The following is a 21,838-nucleotide window of genomic DNA, read 5'->3' on the forward strand; positions in this document are numbered from 1 at the left end:
CGAATCGCAATGCGGCTGGACGGAACTGGAATTAGGATTTAGGGGGATGACGGCCCTTTGGTTCCAGCACCCCATGGCGAGATGACCGAGCTCAAGCCCGAACAATTCGAGATGCGGCGGCTGGAGTCGCTCAGCAACACCATTTTCGGCGTCGCCATGACGCTGCTGGCCTACGACCTGCCGAAGGCGGCAGTGTTCAGTGGCGCACCCGACTGGAACGATCTCGCGCGGGTGTATTCCGGCAAGCTTGCCGGCTTCGCGCTCAGCTTCATCATCGCCGGGGTGTTCTGGATCAGCCATCACCGCCGGCTGGCACGTCAGCCCGTCGGCAGCCGCGGCATGGTGGTCCTCAACCTTTTCTTCCTGCTCTCGATCGTGCTGCTGCCGGTCACCAATGGGCTCTACACCAACTACGCCATGAGCAGCGCGGTGGCGGTGCTCTACGGCCTGCACCTGACCACGATCGGCGGCCTCAATGCCTTGCTGTGGTGGACCATCCTGCGCGGCTGGGGCCGCGAGATCATGGCTTCGCTGTTTCCGGTCGCCGTGTTCATCCCGGGCACCATCGTTGCGGCGTTTGCGCCGCATATCGCGCCCTACATCTGGTGTTTTGCCTTTGGCGGCCTACTGATCCAGCGCTTCTATGTCGCGCCGAACCCATCGGCCGGCACGTAAAGCTTGACCGGGCGGATCTCGTACACCGCCGTCGGATTGACCGCGCGCAGCTTCCGCGCCGCTTCGATCGCCTCCTCCTCGGTGGCGCATTGCATCAAGTGGAAGCCGAGAAGCTGCTCCTTGGTCTCGGCAAACGGCCCGTCCAGCACCATTCCCGCGCCGGGGCCGCGCAAGGTCCGGGCCTTGCGGGTCTCATCCAGCCGGGCCGCCGGACCAAACTGCCCGCTGGCCCGCAGCGGCGCCTGAACCTCGATGACCTTGGCGACGACCGCGGCGTCCTGCTCCGCCGTCCAGGACAGGACCTCGTCTTCCACGTGATAGGCCAGGATGGCGTACAGCATCGTCACCTCGTTCTTTTCTGCTTTTGTTTCTGCGCAAGTCCTGAGGACGTGGCACGGCGGCCCGTGCCGACACTTCCGAAGCAAAATATTGCGTGGCCCGCAAGCGGCGAAACCGTCCTGAAACCCGATTGCGTCCTCGCCCATGTGAACGCCGCCGGAACTGGTCGCGACTGATGGACCATAAACAACAAGTTCTTTGCTGGAGGCGGCAATGTCGGGTCATACCATCAAGATCATCTGCGACGCGCGGCGGGCAGGGCAGTCGGAGCCGGCCGATCTGCACGACCAGGCCGGCCATCACCGCTATTACGGCAGCTCGGCTGAGAACGGCGGTGAGCGGATCGTCGAGAGCCGGCGCGGCAAACTGCGGCGCGCGTTCAACTTCTTCGGCTTCTGAAGCCTTGCGGCGAGGCGGGCGTTCGAAATGGACGTTCCGCAGATATCGATCGCGGCGATGCCGTTCCTGCTCGCGCTGATGATCCGGACCTCCAAGGCCATCGTCCCGTGCCTTCTGACCAGAGGTTATGTTTGAGCATGATCTTTTCGGAAAACCGCTACACACTTTCCGGATCATGCTCTGGTCACGGTGCTGCTCGGCGAGGAGCCGCACCGCGCGGTCGTGGCCTGGTGCGTCGGCATGCTGATCGCCGCCGTCGCGCTGCGCGAGCGGCTTCGCGCTGGCTGACGCAGCATTCGTCATTGCCCGCTCAAGACCTGCTTGACCAGCGCCTCGCGCAGCGAGGCCAGCTCGCCGCTCGCCTGCATCTGGGCGATGACCTTGCCGACCTCAGGCACCAGATCGCGATGACGTTCATGCAGGTAGTGGTTGCAGGCGATGCGCGCCAGCCGGATCGTGTCCTGCGCCAACGCAGGGTCAGTGGCGAGCAGCGACAGGCAGGCGACGGCTAGCCGCCAAAGTTGGCGCCTGCACACCCGGTCGCAACGATCATTGCGCGCTCGTCCCGCGAGCCATACCGGACTTTCACCGATGACATTTTAGCACGAGCAGTGATAATTTGCCCAGCAGTGCCGCTGCGGGGGCGGAAGACGTGACTTGCCGACTTCGAGCTCGCGGGCCGACGGGACGTCGCTTGCATCGGGTGACGAGACGGGCGCGTCTCAGCCCATGGATTGCTCGAGACTGCAACCGCTCGACCGCAGCAGCGAGCCGCCATTTCGGGAACATGGTGCATGGCCAACGCAGCTGACGAGGACGCCAAGCGCAGCCACGCCATCGCGCCGACGGCGGCGAAGCCTGGTCTGACCGACATCGAGACGCTTGCGGCCATCGCCGAGTACGTCAGCAAATACAGCCTGACCCGGCCCCCACCGCCGTTACGCCTGGAGCGCCGGCCGCCCTCCGATGCCGACGAGCTGGACAAGGTGATCGAGGCTTTCAACGCGATGTGCGCGAACCTCCAGCAGGCCTATGGCGAGCTGCGCGAGGCCAATGCCAATCTCGAGCGCGATTTAACCATCCGCCGGCGCGCCGAAGCGGAGGCGCGGGCGAGCGAAGAGCGTTTCCGCGACTATGCCGAGACCGCGTCCGACTGGTTCTGGGAAACCGGGCCGGACCACTGCTTCACCTACCTCTCTGACCGGGTGATTGCCTTCGGCATGGATCCCAAAGTGCGGATCGGCACGCGTCGCATCGATACTGCGCTCGATCGGGATACCGAGTCTGAAAAATGGCGCGCGCATCTGGCGACGCTGGACCGTCACGAGCCGTTCCGCAAATTCGAGTATCGCGGACGCGACACGCGCGGGCGGATGCATCATTTCAGCGTCAACGGCAAGCCGGTTTTCGACGACGATGGACGCTTCCTCGGCTACCGCGGCTCCGCGACCGACCTCACCGCGCAGCACGAGATCGAGGAGCGGCTGCGTCAGTCCCAGAAGATGGACGCGATCGGCCAGCTCACCGGCGGCGTGGCGCACGATTTCAACAACGTGCTCACGGTTATCACCGGCACGATCGAGATCATCCAGGAGGGGCTTGCGGACAAGCCCGAGCTGGCCGCGATCGCGCAATTGATCGATGATGCGGCCGCGCGCGGAGCGGAGATCACCTCGCAACTCCTGACCTTCGCGCGCCGCCAGCCGCTGGAGCCGCGCGAGATCGACGTCAACGCGCTCGTGGTCGAGACCGCGAAGCTGCTGAGGCCGATGCTCGGCGAGCAAATCGAGATCGAGACGCGGCTCGCCGACGAGGCCTGGTCCGCGATGGTGGATCCGTCGCAGCTGTCCTCCGCGATCGTCAACCTCGCCGTCAATGCGCGCGACGCGATGCCGGGCGGCGGCAAGCTCACCCTCGAAACCGCGAACCGCGAGCTCGACGGCACGGGGACCGCTGGTGAGGGCGTGCGCGGCGCCTTCGTGATGGTTGCAGTCGGCGACACCGGTCACGGCATTCCGGCCGATATCCGCGAGCGTGTTTTCGAGCCGTTCTTCACCACCAAGGGGGTCGGCCGCGGCACCGGTCTGGGGCTGAGCATGGTCTACGGCTTTGCCCGCCAGAGCGGCGGCACTGTTGCGATCGAAAGCGAGGAGGGGCGCGGCACCGTGATGCGGCTGTTCCTGCCGCGGGCAAAGGGCGAGGCGGTGGCCAGGACGGCGCCGGTTCAAGCGCCCGCCACGGCGCGCGGGCGGGAGACGATACTCGTGGTGGAGGACGATCCGCTGGTCCAGGGCTATGTCATCGCGCAACTCGGCGGCCTCGGCTACCGCACGCTCGCTGCGAGCGACGGCGCGTCCGCGCTGGCGCTGGTCGACCAAGGTGCCCGATTCGATCTGCTGTTCACGGACATCATCATGCCCGGCGGCATGAACGGGCATGAATTGGCCGAAGCCGTCAGGCTCCGCCGGCCGGGCGTGAGGGTGCTCTACACCTCCGGCTATACCGACAACACCATCGTCCACGACGGACATCTCGATCCCGGCGTGGCGCTGCTGTTCAAGCCATACCGCAAGGCGGAGCTGTCGCAGAAGATTCGCGAGGTGCTTGCCGGCGAGCCGCCCGCCTGAGCCGCGGCGACAGACGAAAAAGGCGCGGCGGGGAAGCCCCGTCGCGCCCGATTTCTTGCTCGCTGGTCCAGGGCTGAGAGCGCCCCGATGCCAAGCCCTACTCGAAGCTTAGCGGGCGATCCCAGCGAGGTGACAGCGCTTGAGATAAGACACTGGATCACCTCCTTTCGTTGGTTTCGGAAGTCTTCAATATAGGCGGCGATCCCGCCGCTGTTAAGGGGCGGCGGGTCCGCAGGAACCCGGGTGGTTCGCAAGGCCGCCGAAGACGCCGGAAAGCGACCTCCTGGGCAGTTGAGACCGCAGCCCGGCCGTGTTAGGGAGCCCCCAACGCGGGTGTAGCTCAATGGTAGAGCAGCAGCCTTCCAAGCTGAATACGAGGGTTCGATTCCCTTCACCCGCTCCAGAACCTGTTGGACGCGATATCCCAGCAGGGCGTTTCCTCGATAGCCGCCCGTAGCTTGACGGCCGATCAGCTATTCCTCGTCCCGTCGCTCGCGTTCCTTCCGTGCGCGATCGAGCGCGCCGCCTTGAGGCTGTCCGCTGACCTTCACGCCGGGGAGATGATCGACCTTGTCGGCCTCGTCGCCGCGCTGAAGTTCGCGATCAATGATGTCGCGTGATCCTTCGGCCGGTTCCTGTCGAATGGGCTCTTGCTCTCGATGCTCATGAATGATCCTGCTTGACCGCGTTGATTGCTAGGGCAAACCCAGCTCTGCGCTATCGTTCCTGTCCAAAGCAGCCGCTTCGTGCAGGCTCTATCCCCTGTGGTTATCGATTTCGGCGGCGACCTGTCCGTAGTTCAGCAGCGCAACCAGGGTCGTTCCGCCGATAATATTGCCGAGTAGCGTGGGTATGAAGAAGTCGGAGGCATATTGGCTGAACGAGGCCAGGCCGCTCTGCACCAGAAAGGCGCACTCGATCGAACCCGCGACGATGTGCAAGAACTGGCCGAGTGCGACCACATAGGTCATCACTACGATGATGTGTGCGCGCGAGCCTTTGGCAGCCGGAAGAAGCCAGGCCATCGAGGCGATCAGCCAGCCGGCGAAGATGGCCCTGACGAAGGTGCTCGAGAACGTCCCCTCGATCGTCGGCCGGCTGAGATCGATGAAGGCGTCCACGATGCGAGGTTCGAAGATGCTGGTGCGAGCGAGCACGGAGGCGGCTGCCCAGGTCCCTGCGATATTCGAGGCGAGAACCAGGATCCAGAGCTTGAGCACGCTCGCCAAGGTGCCGAGATCCCTGTTGTGCAACAGCGGCAGGATCGGTGTCAGCGTGTTCTCGGTAAAGAGCTGTTGTCGTCCCAGCACGACGACCAGGAAGCCGACGGTGTAGCCGAGCGGAGCAACCAGGCGGCGGGTCGCCTCATCCGAGATCAGCGCATGCAACTCGCCCTGAACGATTAGCGACAGGCTTATCGAAAGGCCGGCAGCAAAACCGGACAGCACGATGGCCCACCATCGCCGCTCCAGCTCCTGCTCGCCTTCGGCGCGGATCGTCTCATGGATCAGCGCGGCGCTTGGCCTGCTCTGGGATTCGATCTGCCTGGTCTGGCGCCGCGACACGCCGTCGAGCTTGGATGCTGGGTTGAATGAGGCGCCGTCGCCAGACTGATCCACGCTGCGGTCTCCGAAAGGCTGATCCAGTCAAGACTTCCGGATGTCCCATTCAGTTCCCCTTGCGCGGTGCAGCCTCGCTCCAGGCGCGGTGCAGCACGCGGAGGAACCTTCGTCATGAGCAGGAGTTCGCCGTGGGGGCAAGGGTGAAAGTCACGAGGCCAACCGTGCAAGACGACGTGCGCGTGCGTTCCACCGCGCAGATCGCGGGTCATCCGATTCATCCGATGCTGGTGCCGATCCCGATTACGTGTTTCGTCGGGGCGCTGCTGACCGACATCGCCTATGTCGCCAGTGCCGAGATCATGTGGGCGAATTTTTCGGCCTGGCTGCTGCTCGCCGGAATCGTCTTCGGCGTGCTGGCGGCGATCGCGGGCCTGATCGACTTCCTCGGCAATCGGCTGGTGCGGGCGCAGGCGCCGGCCTGGCCGCATCTGATCGGCAATGCCGTGGTGCTGATCCTTTCGATCGTCAATCTGATGATCCACATGCGCGATGGCTGGACTTCCGTGTGGCCGAGCGGGCTCGCCTTGTCCGCGCTCACAGTGCTGATCCTGCCGATCACGGGGTGGCTCGGCTGGGCTCTCGTCTATCGCCACGGCGTGGGAGTTGCACGATGACGTCTGCGATGATCCGCGCGCTGTTGTGCGCGTCGCTGCTGGGGCTGGCCGGCTGCAATGACGGCAGCGGCGATCCCAACGCGCAGGTCGGCGCCAATCCGGCACTTCCCGAAATCCAGCAATATCTGCTGCCGCCGGTCCACATTGCCCGCATCGTCGGCTGGAAGAAGGACGAGACGCCGACGGTCGCGCAGGGCCTGCAGGCCAAGGCCTTCGCCACCGGCCTGCAGCACCCGCGCTCGCTCTACGTTCTCCCCAATGGCGACGTGCTGGTGGTGGAATCCAAGGCGCCGAAAGGCGCTCCGATCAAGCGGCCCAAGGAACTCGTGATGGGCGTCATCCAGTCCTGGGCGACCTCCGGCGGCGACAGCGGCGCGAGCAACCGCATCACGCTGCTGCGCGACAGCAACGGGGATGGCGTGGCGGAGACGCAAAGCGTCTTCCTCGACCATCTCAACTCGCCGTTCGGCGTCGCGCTGGTCGGCAACGATCTCTATGTCGCCAACACCGACGCCATCGTCAGATATCCCTACACCGAAGGGGACACGAAGATCACCGCGCCGGGCACGGTGCTGACGCCGCTGCCGGGCGGTCCGATCAACCATCACTGGACCAAGAGCCTGGTCGCCAGCCCCGACGGCTCGAAGCTTTACGCCGGCGTCGGCTCCAACAGCAACGCCGCCGAGAGGGGCATGGAGGCCGAGCACAATCGCGCCGCCATCCTCCAGGTCGATCGCGCCAGCGGCCGCTGGCGCGTGTTCGCAAGCGGCCTGCGTAATCCCAACGGCCTCAGCTTCGAGCCGCAGACCGGTGCACTCTGGGCGGTGGTCAACGAGCGCGACGAGCTCGGTCCTGATCTCGTGCCTGATTACATGACCTCGGTGAAGGACGGCGGCTTCTATGGCTGGCCCTACAGCTATTTCGGCCAGCACGTCGATCCCCGCGTCAAGCCGGAGCGGCCGGATCTCGTCGCCAGGGCGATCGTGCCTGACTACGCGCTGAGCTCGCATGTCGCCCCGCTCGGGCTCGCCTTCAACACCGGCACCAGCCTGCCAGCCGCCTATCGCAGCGGCGCCTTCGTTGGCGAGCACGGCAGTTGGAACAGGCAGGTGCTGAGCGGCTACAAGGTCGTGTTCGTGCCGTTCACGGACGGCAAGCCGAGCGGCCCGCCGCAGGACGTCGTCACCGGGTTCCTCAACAGCGACAATAAGGCGCGCGGCCGCCCCGTTGGTGTTGCCATCGACAAGACCGGCGCGCTTCTGGTTGCGGACGACAGCGGCAACACGGTCTGGCGAGTGAGCGCGACCCATCCGCAGCTGACGCAACGTTAAGCGCGCAGGCGCGTTGTCGTGCAGACCTTTTTTCTGAAATCTAGAGCCAGGAGTTTGGACAATGGGCCTTGCGCAATATGCCATCGTGCCGGTGCGGGACGAATGGGGCGTGCTGCACGACGGCGACGTCAAGAACACCTACGCCACCAAGGAAGCCGCGTTCGAGTCCGCAGTCGCCGCCGCATCCCTCGCGCTGCGTGAGGGACATGAAGTTCAGGTCAGCGTGCCCGGCCGCGAGGCGGGAGGCAACGCGCTCGGCGTCCGGGACAACGCTTGAGAAGGAAGACGCGATGACCAAGCCCCGTGAGCCCAACGGCGTCGAGCCAACCCGCTCCGAGGACGACATCCAGCGCGACCAGCTCGGCCCGCGCGGCGTGCCGGGCGCGCCCGATCCGGCCAAGATGACGCCGCAGCGCGAGAAGAAGACGCCGAAGCACGTGGATCCCGGCCACACCGCGTGAGGGGCTCCGCTGCGGCCAACCGGCCAGACGATCAATCGCCCGCGGCGGGCGGCACTCCTCCGTCATTTCCGTAGCGGCCTTTGAATCGAGGTAGTCGCCTCGAGGTCATCGCGCGCGCCGCCGCCAGCCGCACGGCTACAGCAGGCCAGGCGACCGCACTTCCGACCTGATTCGGACGAAAAGGCCCTGTCGCTGCGATCGACGAATGTTGCGGCGACAGGGTTTCACTTGTAGCAAGACTGGCCGAACGTTATGCGCGCGAGCGCAAAGATCATGAGGTCGCTGGATGAACCCCGCTGTCATTGCCGTCGCCATCACCGGCTCCGTTCCGCGCAAGAAGGACAATCCGGCGGTGCCGATCCTGCCCTCGGAGCAGATCGAATCGACGCACCAAGCCTTCGAGGCGGGCGCCACGCTTGCGCATATCCACGTCCGCAACGACGACGAGACGCCGTCCTCCGATCCCGAGCGTTTTGCCCAGGTGCAGGAGGGGATCAAAAAGCATTGTCCTGATATGATCGTCCAGTTCTCGACCGGCGGGCGTGGCCGTGATCCCTCGGCGCGCGGATCGGCGCTCTACCTCAAGCCTGACATGGCCTCGCTCTCCACGGGATCGGTGAACTTTCCGACCATCGTCTACGAGAACAGCGCCGCGCTGGTCGAGACGCTCGCCACTAGCATGAAGACGAACGGCATCCGGCCGGAAATCGAGATCTTCGATCTGTCGCATCTGCATGGCGCCCGCCGCCTGATCGATGCGGGCCTCATCGACGCGCGTCCGCACGTGCAGTTCGTCATGGGCGTTAAGAACGCGATGCCGGCGGACGAGCATGTGCTCGACATTCTCCTGGGCGAGCTCAGGCGGCTGATCCCGAAGGCAACCTGGACCGCAGCCGGAATCGGCCGCCATCAGGCCGAGGTCATGGGGTGGGCGCTCGCCCGAGGGGCGGACGCGGTCCGCACCGGGCTCGAGGACAATATCCGCATCGACAAGACGCGCCTTGCTGCCAGCAACGCCGAGCTCGTGACCCTGGCCTGCGAGGCGGTCGCGCGCCACGGCCGGCGCGTTGCGACCGCGACTGAGGCGCGATCGCTGCTCGCCATGGCAGGGTAGGGCGACTTCCTCGTCCTCACATGCTCCCGGCTGCCGCCTGCCATTCGGCGGCCGGCGTTCCCGTGCGCCGTTTCTCCGAGTAGACAGGTGCTACAGGCGCAATCTGCGCCTGCCGGGCAGGCGACGTTTGGAATGCAGTTCTTGAAATATGACGGCAGGCTCATCGGGGTCCTGCTGATGCTTGCCACCACGCAGCTGGTCGGATGGGGCACGATCGGGCTTCCCGCCATCGTCGGGCGCGATCTCGCCGCCGATCTCGGCATGAGCCTGCCTGCGGTGTTTGCCGGCACGTCCGTTCTCTACGTCTCGATGGGGCTGTGCGGTCCGTTGCTCGCCAAGTCGTTTGCGCGGCATGGCGCGCGGACGGTGATGATGGTCGGCACGATCGTCACGGCGCCAGGCTTCGTGCTGCTGTCGCTGGCGCGCGAGCCGATGCTCTATTTCGCCGCGTGGATCGTCCTCGGCATCTCCGGCAGCGCCACGCTGTCGACCGGCGCCTATATCATGCTGAACGAGATCGCGGGGCGGCAGGCCAAGAACGCGATCGGCGCGCTGATGCTGGTGACGGGCCTGTCCAGCAGCATCTTCTGGCCGACGACCTCGTTCCTGAGCGGTCACCTCGGCTGGCGGGGGACATGTCTGGTCTATGCGGCGATGATGCTCCTCGTCAGCCTTCCGCTCTATGCGTTCTACGCGCCGCGCCGACAGATCGCAAGGGACGAAGGCGCCGCGCCGGCCACGCGGTCGCCGCCGCCCGCGATTGCGCGGAGCACGTTCGGTCTCGTCGTCGCCGCGATCACGCTGAACGCCTTCGTCAATTTCGGCGTCAGTGCGATCCTGATCGAGCTGTTGCGGGCAGAGGGGCTGGCGCCGGCTCAGGCGCTTTTGTTCGGCTCCATGCTGGGCGTGATCCAGGTCAGCGCTCGCGGACTGGATTTCCTCGGCGGCGGACGATGGGACGGCATCACGACGGGGCTCGTCGCCGGCAGCGCCTTGCCGGTGGCCATGCTGCTGCTGATGACGGGCGAGGGTGCCACCTGGGCGGTGGCGGTCTTCATCCTGCTCTATGGCGCCGGCAGCGGCGCGATGGCGGTGGCGCGGGCGACCATCCCGCTGGTGTTCTACGACCAGGCCGAGTTCGCCAAAGCGATGTCGATGATCGCGCTGCCGCTCAACTTGGCCTCCGCGATATCGCCGCCGCTCCTCGTCGGCCTGCTCACGGCGTTCGGCAGCCGCGGCGCGCTCGGCCTCACGCTGGTGTTCTCCTGCGCGACGGTGCTGATCCTCGTTCTGCTCGCTCGGCGCCGGCCGCGGCTGCCGGTTGTTGTGACCTGAGCCGATCACGCAATCTTCGCCGCGCGGAAAGTTGCTGACGGCGATCACCTCCGGCCCGGCCGGAGATAGCCGTATGCCGCCAGTGCAGTGCTCAGGGCGCGAAAATGGTGGTATCGGCAGGGAGCGCGGCCTCGCGATCCCGCCGCCGCGCCAAGATCCAGTTCTCCGGAGGAAATCGACATGTCTGCCCTGCCGCTCTCAGGCATCAAGATCCTTGATCTCACCCGCGTGCTGGCCGGGCCGCTGTCGGCCCAGATGCTGGGCGATCTCGGCGCCGAGGTGATCAAGATCGAGCGGCCCGGCACCGGCGACGACGCGCGCGCCTTCGGCCCGCCTTACCTGACCGACCCCGAGGGCAAGGCCAACAACAACAATTCGTTCTACCTCTGCGCCAATCGCAACAAGAAGTCGGTCACCGTCAACATCGCCAAGCCCGAAGGGCAGGCGATCGTCCGCGAGCTCGCCAAGGATGCCGACGTCTTCATGGAGAATTACAAGGTCGGCGACCTCAAGCGTTACGGCCTCGACTACGAGACCATCAAGGCGATTAATCCCGGCATCATCTATTGCTCGGTGACCGGCTTCGGCCAGACCGGCCCCTATGCGCCGCGCGCCGGCTACGACGCCATCCTGCAGGCGATGGGCGGCCTGATGAGCGTCACCGGCCATATCGACGGCGAGCCGGGCGAGGGCCCGATGAAGGTCGGCCCGTCGATCGTCGACTACATGACCGGCATGAACGCCTCGATCGGCATTCTCTCGGCGCTCTACCATCGCGACGCCAATGGCGGGCAGGGACAGCACATCGACGTCTGCCTGTTCGATACGGTGATCGCATCGCTGTCGCACTGGCTGCAAATCTATCTCGTCAACGGCAAGATCCCGCCGCGCCGCGGCACCTGGGGCAATGGCGGCATGCCGGCCGGCGTGTTCCGCTGCACCGACGGCGAGCTGATGGTCGTGGTCGGCAATGACGGCCAGTTTCAGCGCACCTGCGCCGTGCTCGGCGCGCCCGAGCTCGCAAGCGATCCGCGCTTCGTCAAGAACAACGACCGCGTCGTGCACGGCAAGGAGATCATGGCGATCTTCGCCGGCCTGTTCCTGAAGCAAAAGGTAGCCTACTGGCTGGAGAAGCTGGAGGAGGCGGGGGTGCCCTCAGGGCCGATCAACAATTTCGAGCAGGTGTTCTCCGACCCGCACGTCCAGTCGCGCGGCATGCGCGTGAAGGTCAACCATCCCTTCGAGCCCGATCTGTCGCTGGTCCGCAACGCGCTGACGCTCTCGGAGACCCCGATCAAGGACTACCGCGCCCCGCCGCTTCTGGGCGAGCACACCCAGGAGGTGCTCGGCGGCAAGCTCGGCTATGATGCCGGCAAGATCGAGCAGCTGAAGCAGCAGGGCATCATCTAGATTCGACGAAGCGGCGCCGGCTTTCCCTCTCCCCTTGTGGGAGAGGGTGGCTCGCCGCAAAGCGGCGAGACGGGTGAGGGTTCTCTCCGCGTGCAAAGCTGCAGTCGAGTTCGTCGAGAGAACCCCTCATCCGGCGCTTCGCGCCACCTTCTCCCACAAGGGGAGAAGGGAAGAGGGCCGCGCTTGCGGAAACGGCGAGAAAAATCGGGGCGCCATGCCGGGGCTTGCGTGAAGCTTGCCCGCAATCCCCAAGTAATCCCGGTCCGTAGTCGCACAGGCTTCCGCTTTGCCTCCGACTCTGATTCGATCTCTCCACTTGAGTTCGGGGAGGGAAGTGAATGTCCTACACGATCGGGTTCCAGGCCAAGGACCAGAAAGCCATTCTGGCGACCGAGGCGGCCACCGCCAATCAGGCCGTCGCCATCATTGCCGCGCTGCGGCAGAGCGCCGACGAGATCAAGTTCATCCGCTCGCCGCAGGAAGGCGAAATGGGCATCGAGATGCTGCTGCTGCTCGCCAAGGAAGAGGCCGAGGAGATGCCGCAGCGGGCGTAGTCCCGCCCACCAATCATTCTTCGACCAGATCGACTGCATCGCCTGTTGTGAGGTGAATGGCGCTGACTTCACCTCTCCCCGCTTGCGGGGAGAGGTCGGATCGCCTCGGCGATGCGAAAGCATCGTCCGGTGCGATCCGGGTGAGGGGGTACAGGTCTCCCCGAAGACCGCACGTGTGGAGAGAGGCCCCTCACCCCAACCCCTCTCAGCGCGAGCAAAGCTCGTCGCGGCCCCGTAAGAACGGGGCGAGGGAGCGCACCGCGAATGCAGCTTCCAGCTCCGTACCGTCAACGCCCATCCGCGCTAACGCGCCGCCACCTTTGAAGAGACCTTCGGCTCCATCCGTCCCGCCGTCAGCGCCATCGTCGCCACGCTGACGACGCGCGTGACCACATCCTCGACGTCGTCGAGGTCGCATTTGCCCTCCGAAAGCTTGGTCAGCCGCTCGCTCTCACGGATGGTGTGATGCGCCATGGCGAGCGCGAAGTTGAGGCCCCAATAGATATCGACGTCACTGCGGTCGGGCAGGGACCGCCGCATCGCGCCGACGAATTTGCGCAAATGGTCGATCTCGCGGTTCTTGATGCGCCGGATCGGCGGCACGGATTCGATCGAGGCCCGGATCATGTAGCGCGCCGCGGTCGAGCGCTGGTTCTCCGGCCCCAGGCAGCCGCGCAAGGTCGGCCCGACCAACGCGCGCAGGATGACCTCGATCGGCGCGCGGCCGCCGCCTTGCTCCTCCGCCGCCTTCAACTCGTGCAGGCGCTCGCGGTTGGTGGCGATCGACCGCGTGACAAACAGTTCCGCGATCAGCTCGTCCTTCGAGCCGAAATGATAGTTCACCGCGGCGAGGTTGACGCCCGCCTCCGCGACGATGTCGCGCAGCGTCACGTCGCCGAAGCCGCGATCGGCATAGAGCCGCTCGGCGGCGGCGAGAATGGCAGACCTCGTATGATCGCTGGCCATGGATGCCCTCGGGGAGGGGAGTTGCAATTCAAACAGTTGTATGAAACTATCGTTTGAAGGTCGGGAAAAGTCAATCCGCAATCGGGACTCGTTCGCAACTGCAGCCGGGTTTCGACAGGTCCGCAAGGACGCGCATTCGCGCTTGCGGGCCGCGCAAAGCGGGAGGACAGTCCGGCGCAAAAGGACCAGTGAGAGAGAGGAGCGTCGCATGGACTTCGATATGTCGCCCAAGCAAAAGGAATGGCTCGACCGCGTGCGGTCGTTCATGGCCAAGCACGTGCGCCCGGCGGTGCCGATCTACGATCAGCAGGACAAGAGCGGCGACCGCTGGAAGGTGATCCCTGTTCTCGAGGACCTCAAGAAGAAGGCGAAGGCCGAAGGCCTCTGGAACATGTTCATGCCGCCGTCCGAGCATGAGGACGATGAATTCCGCGGCGCGGGACTGACCAATCTCGAATACGCGCTTTTGTCGGAAGAAATGGGCCGCATCACCTGGGCCTCGGAAGTGTTCAATTGTTCCGCGCCCGACACCGGCAACATGGAAGTGTTCATCCGCTACGGCACCAAGGAGCAGAAGCGGAAATGGCTGCGGCCGCTGATGGACGGTGAGATCCGCTCCGCCTTCCTGATGACGGAGCCGGCGGTGGCCTCGTCCGACGCCACCAACATCGAGACCCGCATCGAGCGCGACGGCGACCATTACGTCATCAACGGCCGCAAATGGTGGTCGTCCGGCGTCGGCGATCCCCGCTGCAAGATCGCGATCCTGATGGGCAAGACCGATTTCAAGGCGGCCAAGCACCAGCAGCAGTCGCAGATCCTGGTTCCGCTCGACACGCCCGGCATCAAGGTCGAGAAGATGCTGCCGGTGTTCGGCTTCGACGACGCCCCGCACGGCCATGCCCAGGTGCTGCTCGAGAACGTGCGCGTGCCGAAGGAGAACATCCTGCTCGGCGAAGGCCGCGGCTTCGAGATCGCGCAGGGCCGCCTCGGCCCGGGCCGTATCCATCACTGCATGCGAACCATCGGCAAGGCCGAGGAGGCGCTGGAGAAAATGGTGAAGCGGCTTGCCTCGCGCACCGCGTTCGGCAAGAAAATCGTCGAGCACAGCGTGTGGGAGCAGCGCATCGGCGAGGCCCGCACCAACATCGAGATGACGCGTCTTCTGTGTCTCAAGGCGGCCGACATGATGGACAAGGTCGGCAACAAGACCGCGCAGGCCGAGATCGCCATGATCAAGGTCGCTGCGCCCAACATGGCGCTGAAGATCATCGACGAGGCGATCCAGGCGTTCGGCGGCGGCGGTGTGTCGGACGAGGCTGGCCTTGCCAAGGACTATGCGCACATCCGCACGCTCCGCCTCGCCGACGGCCCGGACGAGGTGCACAATCGCGCCATTGCCAGGCTCGAACTTCGGAAGTATGCAAACTCTCCCAATCACTAAGCGGGGGAGCCCTGCGGCGCTCCCGACTTGAAGAAACGACGGGACATGATCCAATTGCGGTAACCGCTTGACGCAAGTGCGTTAGCGGTTACCGATTAGGATGATGTTCGGACTGAAGAGGGAGCGTGACCGTGGCTGACGGCGTCAGGAAAGACGAGGAGTTTTCGGGCACCAAGCCGGTCGAGGAGCGGCATCGCTTCGACGAGATGCGGCTCGAGGCCTGGATGCGCGAGCACGTCGAAGGCTTCGAAGGCCCGCTTGTGGTGCTGCAGTTCAAGGGCGGGCAGTCCAACCCGACCTATCGCCTCAACACACCGAACCGCTCCTACGTGATGCGCCGCAAGCCGTTCGGCAAGCTGCTGCCCTCGGCGCATGCAGTCGACCGCGAGTATCGCGTCATCGCGGCGCTTGGCAAGCAGGGCTTTCCGGTCGCGCGCGCCTATGCGCTGTGCCAGGACGACGGCGTCATCGGCGCGGCCTTCTACATCATGTCGATGGAGGAGGGGCGCGTGTTCTGGGATCCGACGCTGCCGAGCCAGGACAACGATGCACGGCGAAAGATCTTCACCAGCAAGATCGAGACGCTGGCGAAACTCCACATGTTCGATCCTGTTACCATCGGGCTCGGCGATTTTGGCAAGCCCGGCAACTATTTTGCCCGGCAGATCGACCGCTGGACCAAGCAATATCGCGCGTCCGAGACCCAGCACATTCCGGAGTTTGAGAAGGTGGCCGAATGGTTGCCGAAGACGGTGCCGGAGCAGGCGCGCGTCTCGATCGTCCATGGCGACTATCGTCTCGACAACATGATTTTCCACGCGACGGAACCGCGCGTGCAGGCGGTGCTGGACTGGGAGCTGTCGACGCTCGGCGATCCCATGGCCGACTTCACCTATCTCTTGATGCAATGGATCATGCCGGGCCTCGACGGTGCCGACCTCAAGGCGCTCAATATCCCGAGCCTCGAAGAGGCCGCGCAGATCTATTGCAACGTCACAGAGATGACGGTGCCCGATCTCAACTGGTACTTCGCCTACAATTTGTTCCGTCTCGCCGGCATCACCCAGGGCATCGCCGGCCGCGTCCGCGACGGCACTGCCGCCAACGCCAAGGCGCTCGAATCCGCCAAGCGCACCGTGCCGCTGTCGAAGGCTTCCTGGGAATACGCGCAGAAGGCGGGGGCGGTGTAGGAAGAACAAAGGCGCGGCTGATGGCCGCGCCCTTTTTTGTTTTGGTAAGGCGCTGCTCCACACGCGCCGTCATTGCGAGCGCAGCGAAGCAATCCAGATTCTTTCCGCGGTGGCCCCCTGGATTGCTTCGCTGCGCTCGCAATGACGAGGAGGCGGAATCCAAGACTCGCAATTCACACCGCGCAAGTGCCTTTCGCAGCGACCGAGTCCTTGTATCCCTTTGCCCAATCCGCCCCGGGAGACCCGCGCATGATCGACCACACTACTCTCATCACCTACGTCCTCATCGTGCTCGGTTTCGTCTTCATCCCGGGACCAGCGACGCTGCTCACGATGGCGAGGGCGGCAAGCTCGGGAACGAAGGTCGGCATCGCCACGGGTGCGGGAATCGCCGCTGGAGACCTGGTACATACGGGGATGGCGATCGTCGGACTCTCGGCGATCATCGCGACCTCGGCGCTGCTGTTCAGCATCGTCAAATATGCCGGCGCTGGCTTCCTGATCTATCTCGGCATTCGGGCCATGCTGGACAAGGCGCCGATCGCGCTGAACGGCGGCGCCCCTCCGATCGGCGCGGGCCGTGCCTTTCGCGAGGCCGTGCTGACCGAGGTGCTCAATCCCAAGACCGCACTGTTCTTCCTGGCGTTCCTGCCACAATTCGTGAAGCCGGAGCACGGTGCGCCTGCACTTCAGCTTGCCATTCTCGGTGTCGTCTTCGTGCTGCTCGGTCTCGTCAGCACTGTCGTGTTCGCCGTCGGCGCGGGTCGTCTCGGCAACCTGCTGCGCCGCCATCCGGCGGTGGTGAAGTGGCAGGGCAAGGTGGTCGGCGCCATCTACTGCGCCGTCGGCGTGCGGCTGGCCCTGCAGGAGCGCTGAGGCGCGGTGAGGCCGTAGCGGCAATGAGTACAGGCTGACTCTCGTAGGGTGGGCAAAGGCGCGCAGCGCCGTGCCCACCATCTCTCAACTACACGAAAACGGTGGGCACGCTTCCGCCTTCGCTTTGCGAGCTGCGGCGGACAAGTCGCTTTGCCCACCCTACGGCAGCGCCGCCTGAGAGGCGCCCTTCGCACAATGCGCGATCAGCCGCTCCACGAACGCCGCGCATTTCTCGAGCTCCGCCATCTCCACGAACTCATCAGGCGTATGCGCTTGTGCGATCGAGCCCGGGCCGATCACCACGGAGGGAATGTCGGCGATGTCGGCGAACAAGCTCGCCTCGGTGCCGAACGCGACCTTGGCGTGGTCGTTGCGTCCTGCGAGGCTCTTGGCCAGCGTGACGATGGCGGCGTCGGCGGCGGTGTCGAGCGCGGGATAGTCGAGGATCTCCTCGAAATCGATGCCGCAATCGGGATGTCTCGCCTTCATCGCCGGCTCAATCTCGGCCTTGGCCCAGGCGACGATCGCATCGGTCACCTCCTTGGACTCGGTGATCCCGATGCCGCGGCATTCGAAATCCACGGTGCAGGTATCAGGCACGATGTTCAGCGCTGCGCCGCCGTGCACGATGCTGGTGAGCAGCGTCGAATGCGGGACGTCGTAGAGGCTGTCCGTCAACCGCACGGCCGCCAGCGCCACTGCGCGGCGGCGGATCTCGACGATCAGCTCGGCGGCATATTCGATCGCATTGACGCCGTCGGGCGCGATCGAGGAATGACGTGCAAGCCCGTGGAATGTGGCGCGCACGCCGTGCTTGCCCTTGTGGCCGATGATGACCTGCATCTGGGTGGGCTCGCCGATGAATGCGCCGAGCGGCCGGACCCTCTTCTTCGCGACCTCGTGCAGCATCGGCCGCACGCCGACGCAGCCGATCTCCTCGTCATAGGAGATCGCCAGATGAATCGGCGTCTTGAGTCTCGCCTCCACCATCTCCGGCACCATGGCGAGGCACACCGCCACATAGCCCTTCATGTCCGTGGTGCCGCGGCCGTACAGCTTGCCGTCACGCTCCACCAGCTTGAACGGATCATGGCTCCAGTCCTGGCCCACGACAGGCACCACATCGGTATGGCCCGACAGCACGAAGCCCGGCCGATCCTCCGGTCCGATCGTGACCCAGAGCGAAGCCTTCTCGCCGGTCTCGTCGACGATGCGCTCGCCCTTGATCCCGAACGCGGCGAGATAGCTCTCGATATGGGCAATCAGGGGCAGGTTAGTGCGGTCGCTGACGGTGTCGAACGAGACGAGGTCGGCGAGGAGTTTTCGGATACGGTCGGGTCTTGAGCTTGGCATTGTCATGTTCTGTTGGAGAGCAGGAAGGCTGAAGCGCCTGCAGGAACCATACCAACGTGACGGCCGGTCGGGCAAATTAACACCGCAGCCGTCATTCCGGGGCGATGCGCAGCATCGAGCTATGGTGCGCAATTGCGCACCTGAGAATCCATCGGGCCGCATCACCCGCTGCGAAATGGATTCCGGGCTCGCGACTTCGTCGCGCCCCGGAATGACGAGGGGAGGTCTGCGAAACCTTGCGTTGCCCGACGGGCGCTTTACCGAAATTCGGAAATCGCATATTTTTCGCGCAACCCGGCCCAAGGAAGAGGGGCGTATCGCGATCGTCACGAACGCGGGCCGGGCGGCGGTGGACGCGGGTCACACCGGCGCGAAAAGCTTCGCAGGGCGGAGAGCCGTGAGCGAAGACCTCGCGCCAACGACGGGTGCGGTTCGCGTACGGCAAAATCGTGTGGTCCTGGGCGCCCGGGGTCTGTGCGCCAAGTCTTGTGGTGATGTGAGCGGCCCAACCGGGCCACGCGTCAGCCATCCGCAAGGCGAGGGGGGCAATAGTGCATCGCTCCCCGGGGAGAGCACGACATAAGCCGTAAAGCCACTGCGCAGGGAAGGCCGGATGTTTGGCTTCACCTGTATGCCGCTGTGCAAATTCTTCGTTGCCGCCTTTCGCACAGTGGACCGTGGGTGCCCGGCCGGCGCCCGGTCTTCCCTGCGCCCTTTTCATATGAGGGCGAAGCCAAAAGGCAAAGCTCGGGCGAAATGAGCCGCGAGGATGCGCAGGTGTGTCCGCAAATGAGATGCCCGTCGCAGAACGGCGCCGGCGCCACTTGCTCCGTCATTGCGAGCGCAGCGAAGCAATCCAGAGTCTCTCCGCGGATGCAGTCCTGGATTGCTTCGCTGCGCTCGCAATGACGAGGGTGGGACACTGTGCACCAAACGACCGATCGTGTCCCGGACGCAACGCAGCGCCTCCCTGGCGATGCGAAGCATCGTCCGGTTCGGCGGTGCGCTGCAGAGCTGCGGCCCATGTCACAGCGAGCCGTGCAACTAAACCGGCTTGCCCGTATACGGCATCGATGCCGTCAAGCCGCCGTCGACCGGGAACGCCTGGCCGTTCACATACGAAGCCTCGTCGCTCGCCAGGAACAGTCCCATCGCCGCGAGCTCGTGCGGCTGTCCCGGCCGCTTGAGCGGGTTGAGCTGGCCGATCTTGTCTTGGGTGCCGCGCTCCTTGGCGCGGTCGAAGATCGGCTTGGTCATGCCTGTTTCGATCAGGCCGGGGCAGACCGCATTGATGCGCACGCCGGTGCCGGTGAGCGAATACGCCGTGGTCTGCACCAGGCTGATCACGCCGGCCTTGCTCGCGGCATAGGGATGCCCGCTCGCGCCGGCCTTGAGGCCGGCGACAGAGGCGGTCAGCACGATCGCGCCGGACTGCTGCTTGACCATGTGCGGCATTGCGTACTTCACCGCGAGGAACGGCCCGATCAGGTTGACGCGCAGGATTTCCTGCCAATGCTCGACGGTCTGCTCGGCGAGCGGAACGAGTCCGCCGGAGACGCCGGCATTGGCCCAGATCACGTCGAGCCGGCCGTGCGTCTTCACCGCCTTGTCGATCACAGCGATGACGTCTTGTTCGGAGCCGGCATCCGCAACCATCGCTTCCGCGACGCCGCCGGCCTTCTTGATCTCCTCGACCGTCTCCTTCACCGCCTCGGTGCGATCGACCGCGATCAACTTGCCGCCCTCCTTGGTGAACAGCAGCGCAGCCGCGCGGCCGATGCCGCTGCCGGCGCCGGTGATGATGACGGATTTGCCCTGCAGGCGACCCATGCGTTTCTCCCTTTTGTTCGTGCACGACGCTTGCCGCGCGACGGAATTTCAAACAAGATTTCAAACGGCAAAGTGTCTTGAGACGCGTTCACTACTCACGTACAGCGACAATAGACGGGATGGAAGGGTTTCGATGGCAGGTGCAGACAAGCCGAACGTGGTCATCACGCGGTGGTGGTGGGTCCGTCACGCGCCGGTGCGCAACGACGGCGGCAACATCTACGGGCAGAGCGACATCGCCTGCGATACCAGCGATACCTACGTGTTCAACGCTGTTGCCAAGGTGCTGCCACGCGAGGCGGTCTGGTATTCGAGCAATCTGATGCGCACCCATCAGACCGCCGAGGCGATCTGGGCTGCGGGTTTTCCAAGGCCGGCAGCGCTGAAATGGGAGGCGGATCTCGCCGAGCAGAACCTCGGCCGCTGGCAGGGCATGAACCGCGCCCAGTTCATTGCCAGCCGCCCCGTCGGTGCGAGCTGGTTCGCCGACATCAACGAGCCCGCGCCCGGCGGTGAAAGCTTCATGGACCTGTACAACCGCACGCGCCGCACCATCGAGCGGATCAACGCCGAGGCGGCCGGGAAGGACATCATCGCAGTCGCGCATGGCGGCACTATCAGGGCGGCAGTGGGGTTCGCGCTCGGCGGGCAGCCGGAACGCGGGCTGTCGTTCGACATCGATAATTGCTCGGTGACGCGGCTGGATTATTTTGCGAGTCCCGATCGCACGGTCTGGCGGCTGCCGATGGTCAATCAGCAGCCCTGGATCGCCGATCCCGCGCACGCGGCGATGCATCAGCCGGCGGGACCGGAAGTCAAGAAGCTGGCCTGATACTGAATACGAAAATCAAATCTGGGAGAGAAACATGACCTTGTTCGACATGAAGGGGAAAGTCGCCGTCATCACGGGCTCGACGCGCGGCATCGGGCTTGCGATCGCCGAGCGCATGGCCGAGCACGGCGCCAAGGTGGTGATCTCCTCGCGCAAGGCCGACGTGTGCGAGCAGGTGGCGAAAGGCATCAACGACAGATTCGGCAAGGGCACCGCGGTCGCGGTCGCCGCGAACATCTCCTCGAAAGAGAATCTGCAAAACCTCGTCGACGAGAGCAACCGCGCCTTCGGCAAGATCGACGTGCTGGTCTGCAACGCCGCATCGAATCCATATTACGGCCCGCTCGCCGGCATCTCCGACGATCAGTTCAGGAAGATCCTCGACAACAACATCGTCGCCAACAATTGGCTGATCTCGATGGTGGTGCCGCAGATGATCGAGCGCAAGGACGGATCGATCATCATCGTCTCCTCGATCGGCGGCCTCAAGGGCTCGACCATCCTCGGCGCTTACGCCATCTCGAAAGCCGCCGACATGCAGCTCGCGCGCAACCTCGCCTGCGAATACGGCCAGCACAACATTCGCGTGAACTGCATCGCGCCGGGCCTGATCAAGACCGATTTTGCCAAGGCGCTGTGGGACAATCCGGAGAACCTGAAAGCCTCGACCTCGCGCTCGCCGCTCTTGCGCATCGGCATCCCCGACGAGATCGCCGGCGCGGCGGTGTTCCTGGGCTCGAAGGCCGGCGACTTCATGACCGGCCAGACCATGGTGATCGACGGCGGCGCGACGATCAGTTGATGCGTTTGTCGGAAGGGAAAGGGCACGTAGTCCACCCATACACAGCGGTCATCGCCCGCGAAGG

At 64.8% G+C, this 21,838-nt stretch carries 21 protein-coding genes, 1 tRNA gene and 1 pseudogene; 17 read left to right on the forward strand and 6 right to left on the reverse strand.

The window, feature by feature from the left end; genetic code table 11:
- Positions 1-81 precede the first annotated feature (81 nt).
- The gene (locus I6F20_RS01650; protein WP_036010860.1) at positions 82-675 is read left to right on the forward strand and encodes a TMEM175 family protein; all 594 of its coding nucleotides are present in this window, start codon (positions 82-84) and stop codon (positions 673-675) included.
- Here I6F20_RS01650 and I6F20_RS01655 read toward each other — a convergent pair.
- A complete protein-coding gene (locus I6F20_RS01655) occupies positions 642-1,016 on the reverse strand; it encodes a YciI family protein (RefSeq protein ID WP_036010863.1) in 375 nt (124 codons plus the stop codon). The two genes, I6F20_RS01650 and I6F20_RS01655, sit on opposite strands and share 34 nt — an antisense overlap.
- A gap of 211 nt (positions 1,017-1,227) precedes the next feature.
- Here I6F20_RS01655 and I6F20_RS01660 point away from each other — a divergent pair, with 211 nt between their 5' ends.
- Positions 1,228-1,413, forward strand: a complete 186-nt coding sequence (locus tag I6F20_RS01660) for a hypothetical protein (protein ID WP_036010865.1) — start codon at positions 1,228-1,230, stop codon at positions 1,411-1,413.
- A 299-nt stretch (positions 1,414-1,712) separates the two neighbouring features.
- Here the strand turns inward: I6F20_RS01660 and I6F20_RS01670 are convergent, their stop codons facing one another.
- A complete protein-coding gene (locus I6F20_RS01670; RefSeq protein ID WP_225139857.1) occupies positions 1,713-1,883 on the reverse strand; it encodes a hypothetical protein in 171 nt (56 codons plus the stop codon).
- Between the two features lie 411 nt (positions 1,884-2,294).
- Between I6F20_RS01670 and I6F20_RS01675 the strand changes: the two are divergent.
- Positions 2,295-4,040: pseudogene (locus tag I6F20_RS01675) on the forward strand (PAS domain-containing hybrid sensor histidine kinase/response regulator); the annotation flags it as partial.
- A 329-nt stretch (positions 4,041-4,369) separates the two neighbouring features.
- Positions 4,370-4,443, forward strand: a tRNA-Gly gene (locus I6F20_RS01680).
- A gap of 352 nt (positions 4,444-4,795) precedes the next feature.
- On the opposite strand, the gene I6F20_RS01685 is transcribed toward I6F20_RS01680, so the two are convergent.
- On the reverse strand, positions 4,796-5,659 hold the full coding sequence (locus I6F20_RS01685; protein WP_036010870.1) for a formate/nitrite transporter family protein: 864 nt from the start codon (positions 5,657-5,659) through the stop codon (positions 4,796-4,798).
- 164 nt (positions 5,660-5,823) lie between these two features.
- On the opposite strand from I6F20_RS01685, the gene I6F20_RS01690 reads away from it, so the two are divergent.
- From I6F20_RS01690 to I6F20_RS01725, 8 genes are all read left to right on the forward strand, one after another.
- On the forward strand, positions 5,824-6,276 hold the full coding sequence (locus tag I6F20_RS01690; RefSeq protein WP_036010873.1) for a DUF2231 domain-containing protein: 453 nt from the start codon (positions 5,824-5,826) through the stop codon (positions 6,274-6,276).
- Positions 6,273-7,607 carry a PQQ-dependent sugar dehydrogenase gene (locus I6F20_RS01695; RefSeq protein ID WP_225124869.1) on the forward strand — a complete coding sequence of 445 codons (1,335 nt, stop codon included), beginning with the start codon at positions 6,273-6,275 and terminating at the stop codon, positions 7,605-7,607. The genes I6F20_RS01690 and I6F20_RS01695 overlap by 4 nt, the downstream gene beginning before the upstream one ends.
- A gap of 61 nt (positions 7,608-7,668) precedes the next feature.
- The gene (locus I6F20_RS01700) at positions 7,669-7,884 is read left to right on the forward strand and encodes a hypothetical protein (protein ID WP_036010879.1); all 216 of its coding nucleotides are present in this window, start codon (positions 7,669-7,671) and stop codon (positions 7,882-7,884) included.
- Positions 7,885-7,897: 13 nt separating this feature from the next.
- Complete coding sequence (locus I6F20_RS01705; RefSeq protein ID WP_225124870.1) at positions 7,898-8,068, forward strand: hypothetical protein; 171 nt, start codon at positions 7,898-7,900, stop codon at positions 8,066-8,068.
- A gap of 286 nt (positions 8,069-8,354) precedes the next feature.
- Positions 8,355-9,182, forward strand: coding sequence for a 3-oxoadipate:acetyl-CoA acetyltransferase (locus I6F20_RS01710; RefSeq protein WP_036027676.1), 828 nt, complete (start codon positions 8,355-8,357; stop codon positions 9,180-9,182).
- A gap of 132 nt (positions 9,183-9,314) precedes the next feature.
- Entirely contained in the window at positions 9,315-10,517 is a 1,203-nt protein-coding gene (locus tag I6F20_RS01715; protein ID WP_225124871.1) for an MFS transporter, read from the forward strand.
- A gap of 180 nt (positions 10,518-10,697) precedes the next feature.
- On the forward strand, positions 10,698-11,927 hold the full coding sequence (locus tag I6F20_RS01720) for a CaiB/BaiF CoA transferase family protein (RefSeq protein ID WP_225124872.1): 1,230 nt from the start codon (positions 10,698-10,700) through the stop codon (positions 11,925-11,927).
- Between the two features lie 338 nt (positions 11,928-12,265).
- Positions 12,266-12,481 carry a hypothetical protein gene (locus I6F20_RS01725; RefSeq protein WP_036010888.1) on the forward strand — a complete coding sequence of 72 codons (216 nt, stop codon included), beginning with the start codon at positions 12,266-12,268 and terminating at the stop codon, positions 12,479-12,481.
- Positions 12,482-12,784: 303 nt separating this feature from the next.
- Here the strand turns inward: I6F20_RS01725 and I6F20_RS01730 are convergent, their stop codons facing one another.
- A complete protein-coding gene (locus I6F20_RS01730; RefSeq protein ID WP_225124873.1) occupies positions 12,785-13,447 on the reverse strand; it encodes a TetR/AcrR family transcriptional regulator in 663 nt (220 codons plus the stop codon).
- 208 nt (positions 13,448-13,655) lie between these two features.
- Here I6F20_RS01730 and I6F20_RS01735 point away from each other — a divergent pair, with 208 nt between their 5' ends.
- The 3 genes from I6F20_RS01735 (at position 13,656) to I6F20_RS01745 (ending at position 16,957) form a co-directional block, all read left to right on the forward strand.
- Positions 13,656-14,891, forward strand: coding sequence for an acyl-CoA dehydrogenase family protein (locus I6F20_RS01735; RefSeq protein ID WP_036027669.1), 1,236 nt, complete (start codon positions 13,656-13,658; stop codon positions 14,889-14,891).
- Between the two features lie 131 nt (positions 14,892-15,022).
- Positions 15,023-16,081: a phosphotransferase family protein gene (locus tag I6F20_RS01740; RefSeq protein ID WP_109145739.1), complete on the forward strand. Its 1,059-nt coding sequence runs from the start codon at positions 15,023-15,025 to the stop codon at positions 16,079-16,081.
- A gap of 249 nt (positions 16,082-16,330) precedes the next feature.
- Complete coding sequence (locus tag I6F20_RS01745) at positions 16,331-16,957, forward strand: LysE family translocator (protein WP_128264692.1); 627 nt, start codon at positions 16,331-16,333, stop codon at positions 16,955-16,957.
- A 159-nt stretch (positions 16,958-17,116) separates the two neighbouring features.
- Here the strand turns inward: I6F20_RS01745 and argE are convergent, their stop codons facing one another.
- Positions 17,117-18,310: an acetylornithine deacetylase gene (gene argE / locus I6F20_RS01750; RefSeq protein ID WP_225124874.1), complete on the reverse strand. Its 1,194-nt coding sequence runs from the start codon at positions 18,308-18,310 to the stop codon at positions 17,117-17,119.
- Between the two features lie 1,044 nt (positions 18,311-19,354).
- Entirely contained in the window at positions 19,355-20,140 is a 786-nt protein-coding gene (locus tag I6F20_RS01755) for an SDR family NAD(P)-dependent oxidoreductase (protein ID WP_109143341.1), read from the reverse strand.
- A 133-nt stretch (positions 20,141-20,273) separates the two neighbouring features.
- On the opposite strand from I6F20_RS01755, the gene I6F20_RS01760 reads away from it, so the two are divergent.
- Positions 20,274-20,972, forward strand: coding sequence for a histidine phosphatase family protein (locus I6F20_RS01760; RefSeq protein ID WP_225124875.1), 699 nt, complete (start codon positions 20,274-20,276; stop codon positions 20,970-20,972).
- Between the two features lie 34 nt (positions 20,973-21,006).
- Positions 21,007-21,774 (forward strand): SDR family NAD(P)-dependent oxidoreductase, encoded by a 768-nt coding sequence (locus I6F20_RS01765; RefSeq protein WP_036010906.1) that lies wholly within the window; start codon positions 21,007-21,009, stop codon positions 21,772-21,774.
- Positions 21,775-21,838: the final 64 nt, after the last annotated feature.

The organism is Bradyrhizobium sp. IC3123 (assembly GCF_020193625.1).
Lineage (GTDB): Bacteria > Pseudomonadota > Alphaproteobacteria > Rhizobiales > Xanthobacteraceae > Bradyrhizobium > Bradyrhizobium yuanmingense.

What these genes read in the sequence shown, in the direction of transcription:
- I6F20_RS01650 (WP_036010860.1), top strand. Translation starts at nt 82, where the DNA reads ATGACCGAGCTCAAGCCCGAACAATTCGAGATGCGGCGGCTGGAGTCG.
- I6F20_RS01655 (WP_036010863.1), bottom strand. Translation starts at nt 1,016, where the DNA reads ATGCTGTACGCCATCCTGGCCTATCACGTGGAAGACGAGGTCCTGTCC.
- I6F20_RS01660 (WP_036010865.1), top strand. Translation starts at nt 1,228, where the DNA reads ATGTCGGGTCATACCATCAAGATCATCTGCGACGCGCGGCGGGCAGGG.
- I6F20_RS01695 (WP_225124869.1), top strand. Translation starts at nt 6,273, where the DNA reads ATGACGTCTGCGATGATCCGCGCGCTGTTGTGCGCGTCGCTGCTGGGG.
- I6F20_RS01700 (WP_036010879.1), top strand. Translation starts at nt 7,669, where the DNA reads ATGGGCCTTGCGCAATATGCCATCGTGCCGGTGCGGGACGAATGGGGC.
- I6F20_RS01705 (WP_225124870.1), top strand. Translation starts at nt 7,898, where the DNA reads ATGACCAAGCCCCGTGAGCCCAACGGCGTCGAGCCAACCCGCTCCGAG.
- I6F20_RS01710 (WP_036027676.1), top strand. Translation starts at nt 8,355, where the DNA reads ATGAACCCCGCTGTCATTGCCGTCGCCATCACCGGCTCCGTTCCGCGC.
- I6F20_RS01715 (WP_225124871.1), top strand. Translation starts at nt 9,315, where the DNA reads ATGCAGTTCTTGAAATATGACGGCAGGCTCATCGGGGTCCTGCTGATG.
- I6F20_RS01720 (WP_225124872.1), top strand. Translation starts at nt 10,698, where the DNA reads ATGTCTGCCCTGCCGCTCTCAGGCATCAAGATCCTTGATCTCACCCGC.
- I6F20_RS01725 (WP_036010888.1), top strand. Translation starts at nt 12,266, where the DNA reads ATGTCCTACACGATCGGGTTCCAGGCCAAGGACCAGAAAGCCATTCTG.
- I6F20_RS01730 (WP_225124873.1), bottom strand. Translation starts at nt 13,447, where the DNA reads ATGGCCAGCGATCATACGAGGTCTGCCATTCTCGCCGCCGCCGAGCGG.
- I6F20_RS01735 (WP_036027669.1), top strand. Translation starts at nt 13,656, where the DNA reads ATGGACTTCGATATGTCGCCCAAGCAAAAGGAATGGCTCGACCGCGTG.
- I6F20_RS01745 (WP_128264692.1), top strand. Translation starts at nt 16,331, where the DNA reads ATGATCGACCACACTACTCTCATCACCTACGTCCTCATCGTGCTCGGT.
- argE (WP_225124874.1), bottom strand. Translation starts at nt 18,310, where the DNA reads ATGCCAAGCTCAAGACCCGACCGTATCCGAAAACTCCTCGCCGACCTC.
- I6F20_RS01755 (WP_109143341.1), bottom strand. Translation starts at nt 20,140, where the DNA reads ATGGGTCGCCTGCAGGGCAAATCCGTCATCATCACCGGCGCCGGCAGC.
- I6F20_RS01760 (WP_225124875.1), top strand. Translation starts at nt 20,274, where the DNA reads ATGGCAGGTGCAGACAAGCCGAACGTGGTCATCACGCGGTGGTGGTGG.
- I6F20_RS01765 (WP_036010906.1), top strand. Translation starts at nt 21,007, where the DNA reads ATGACCTTGTTCGACATGAAGGGGAAAGTCGCCGTCATCACGGGCTCG.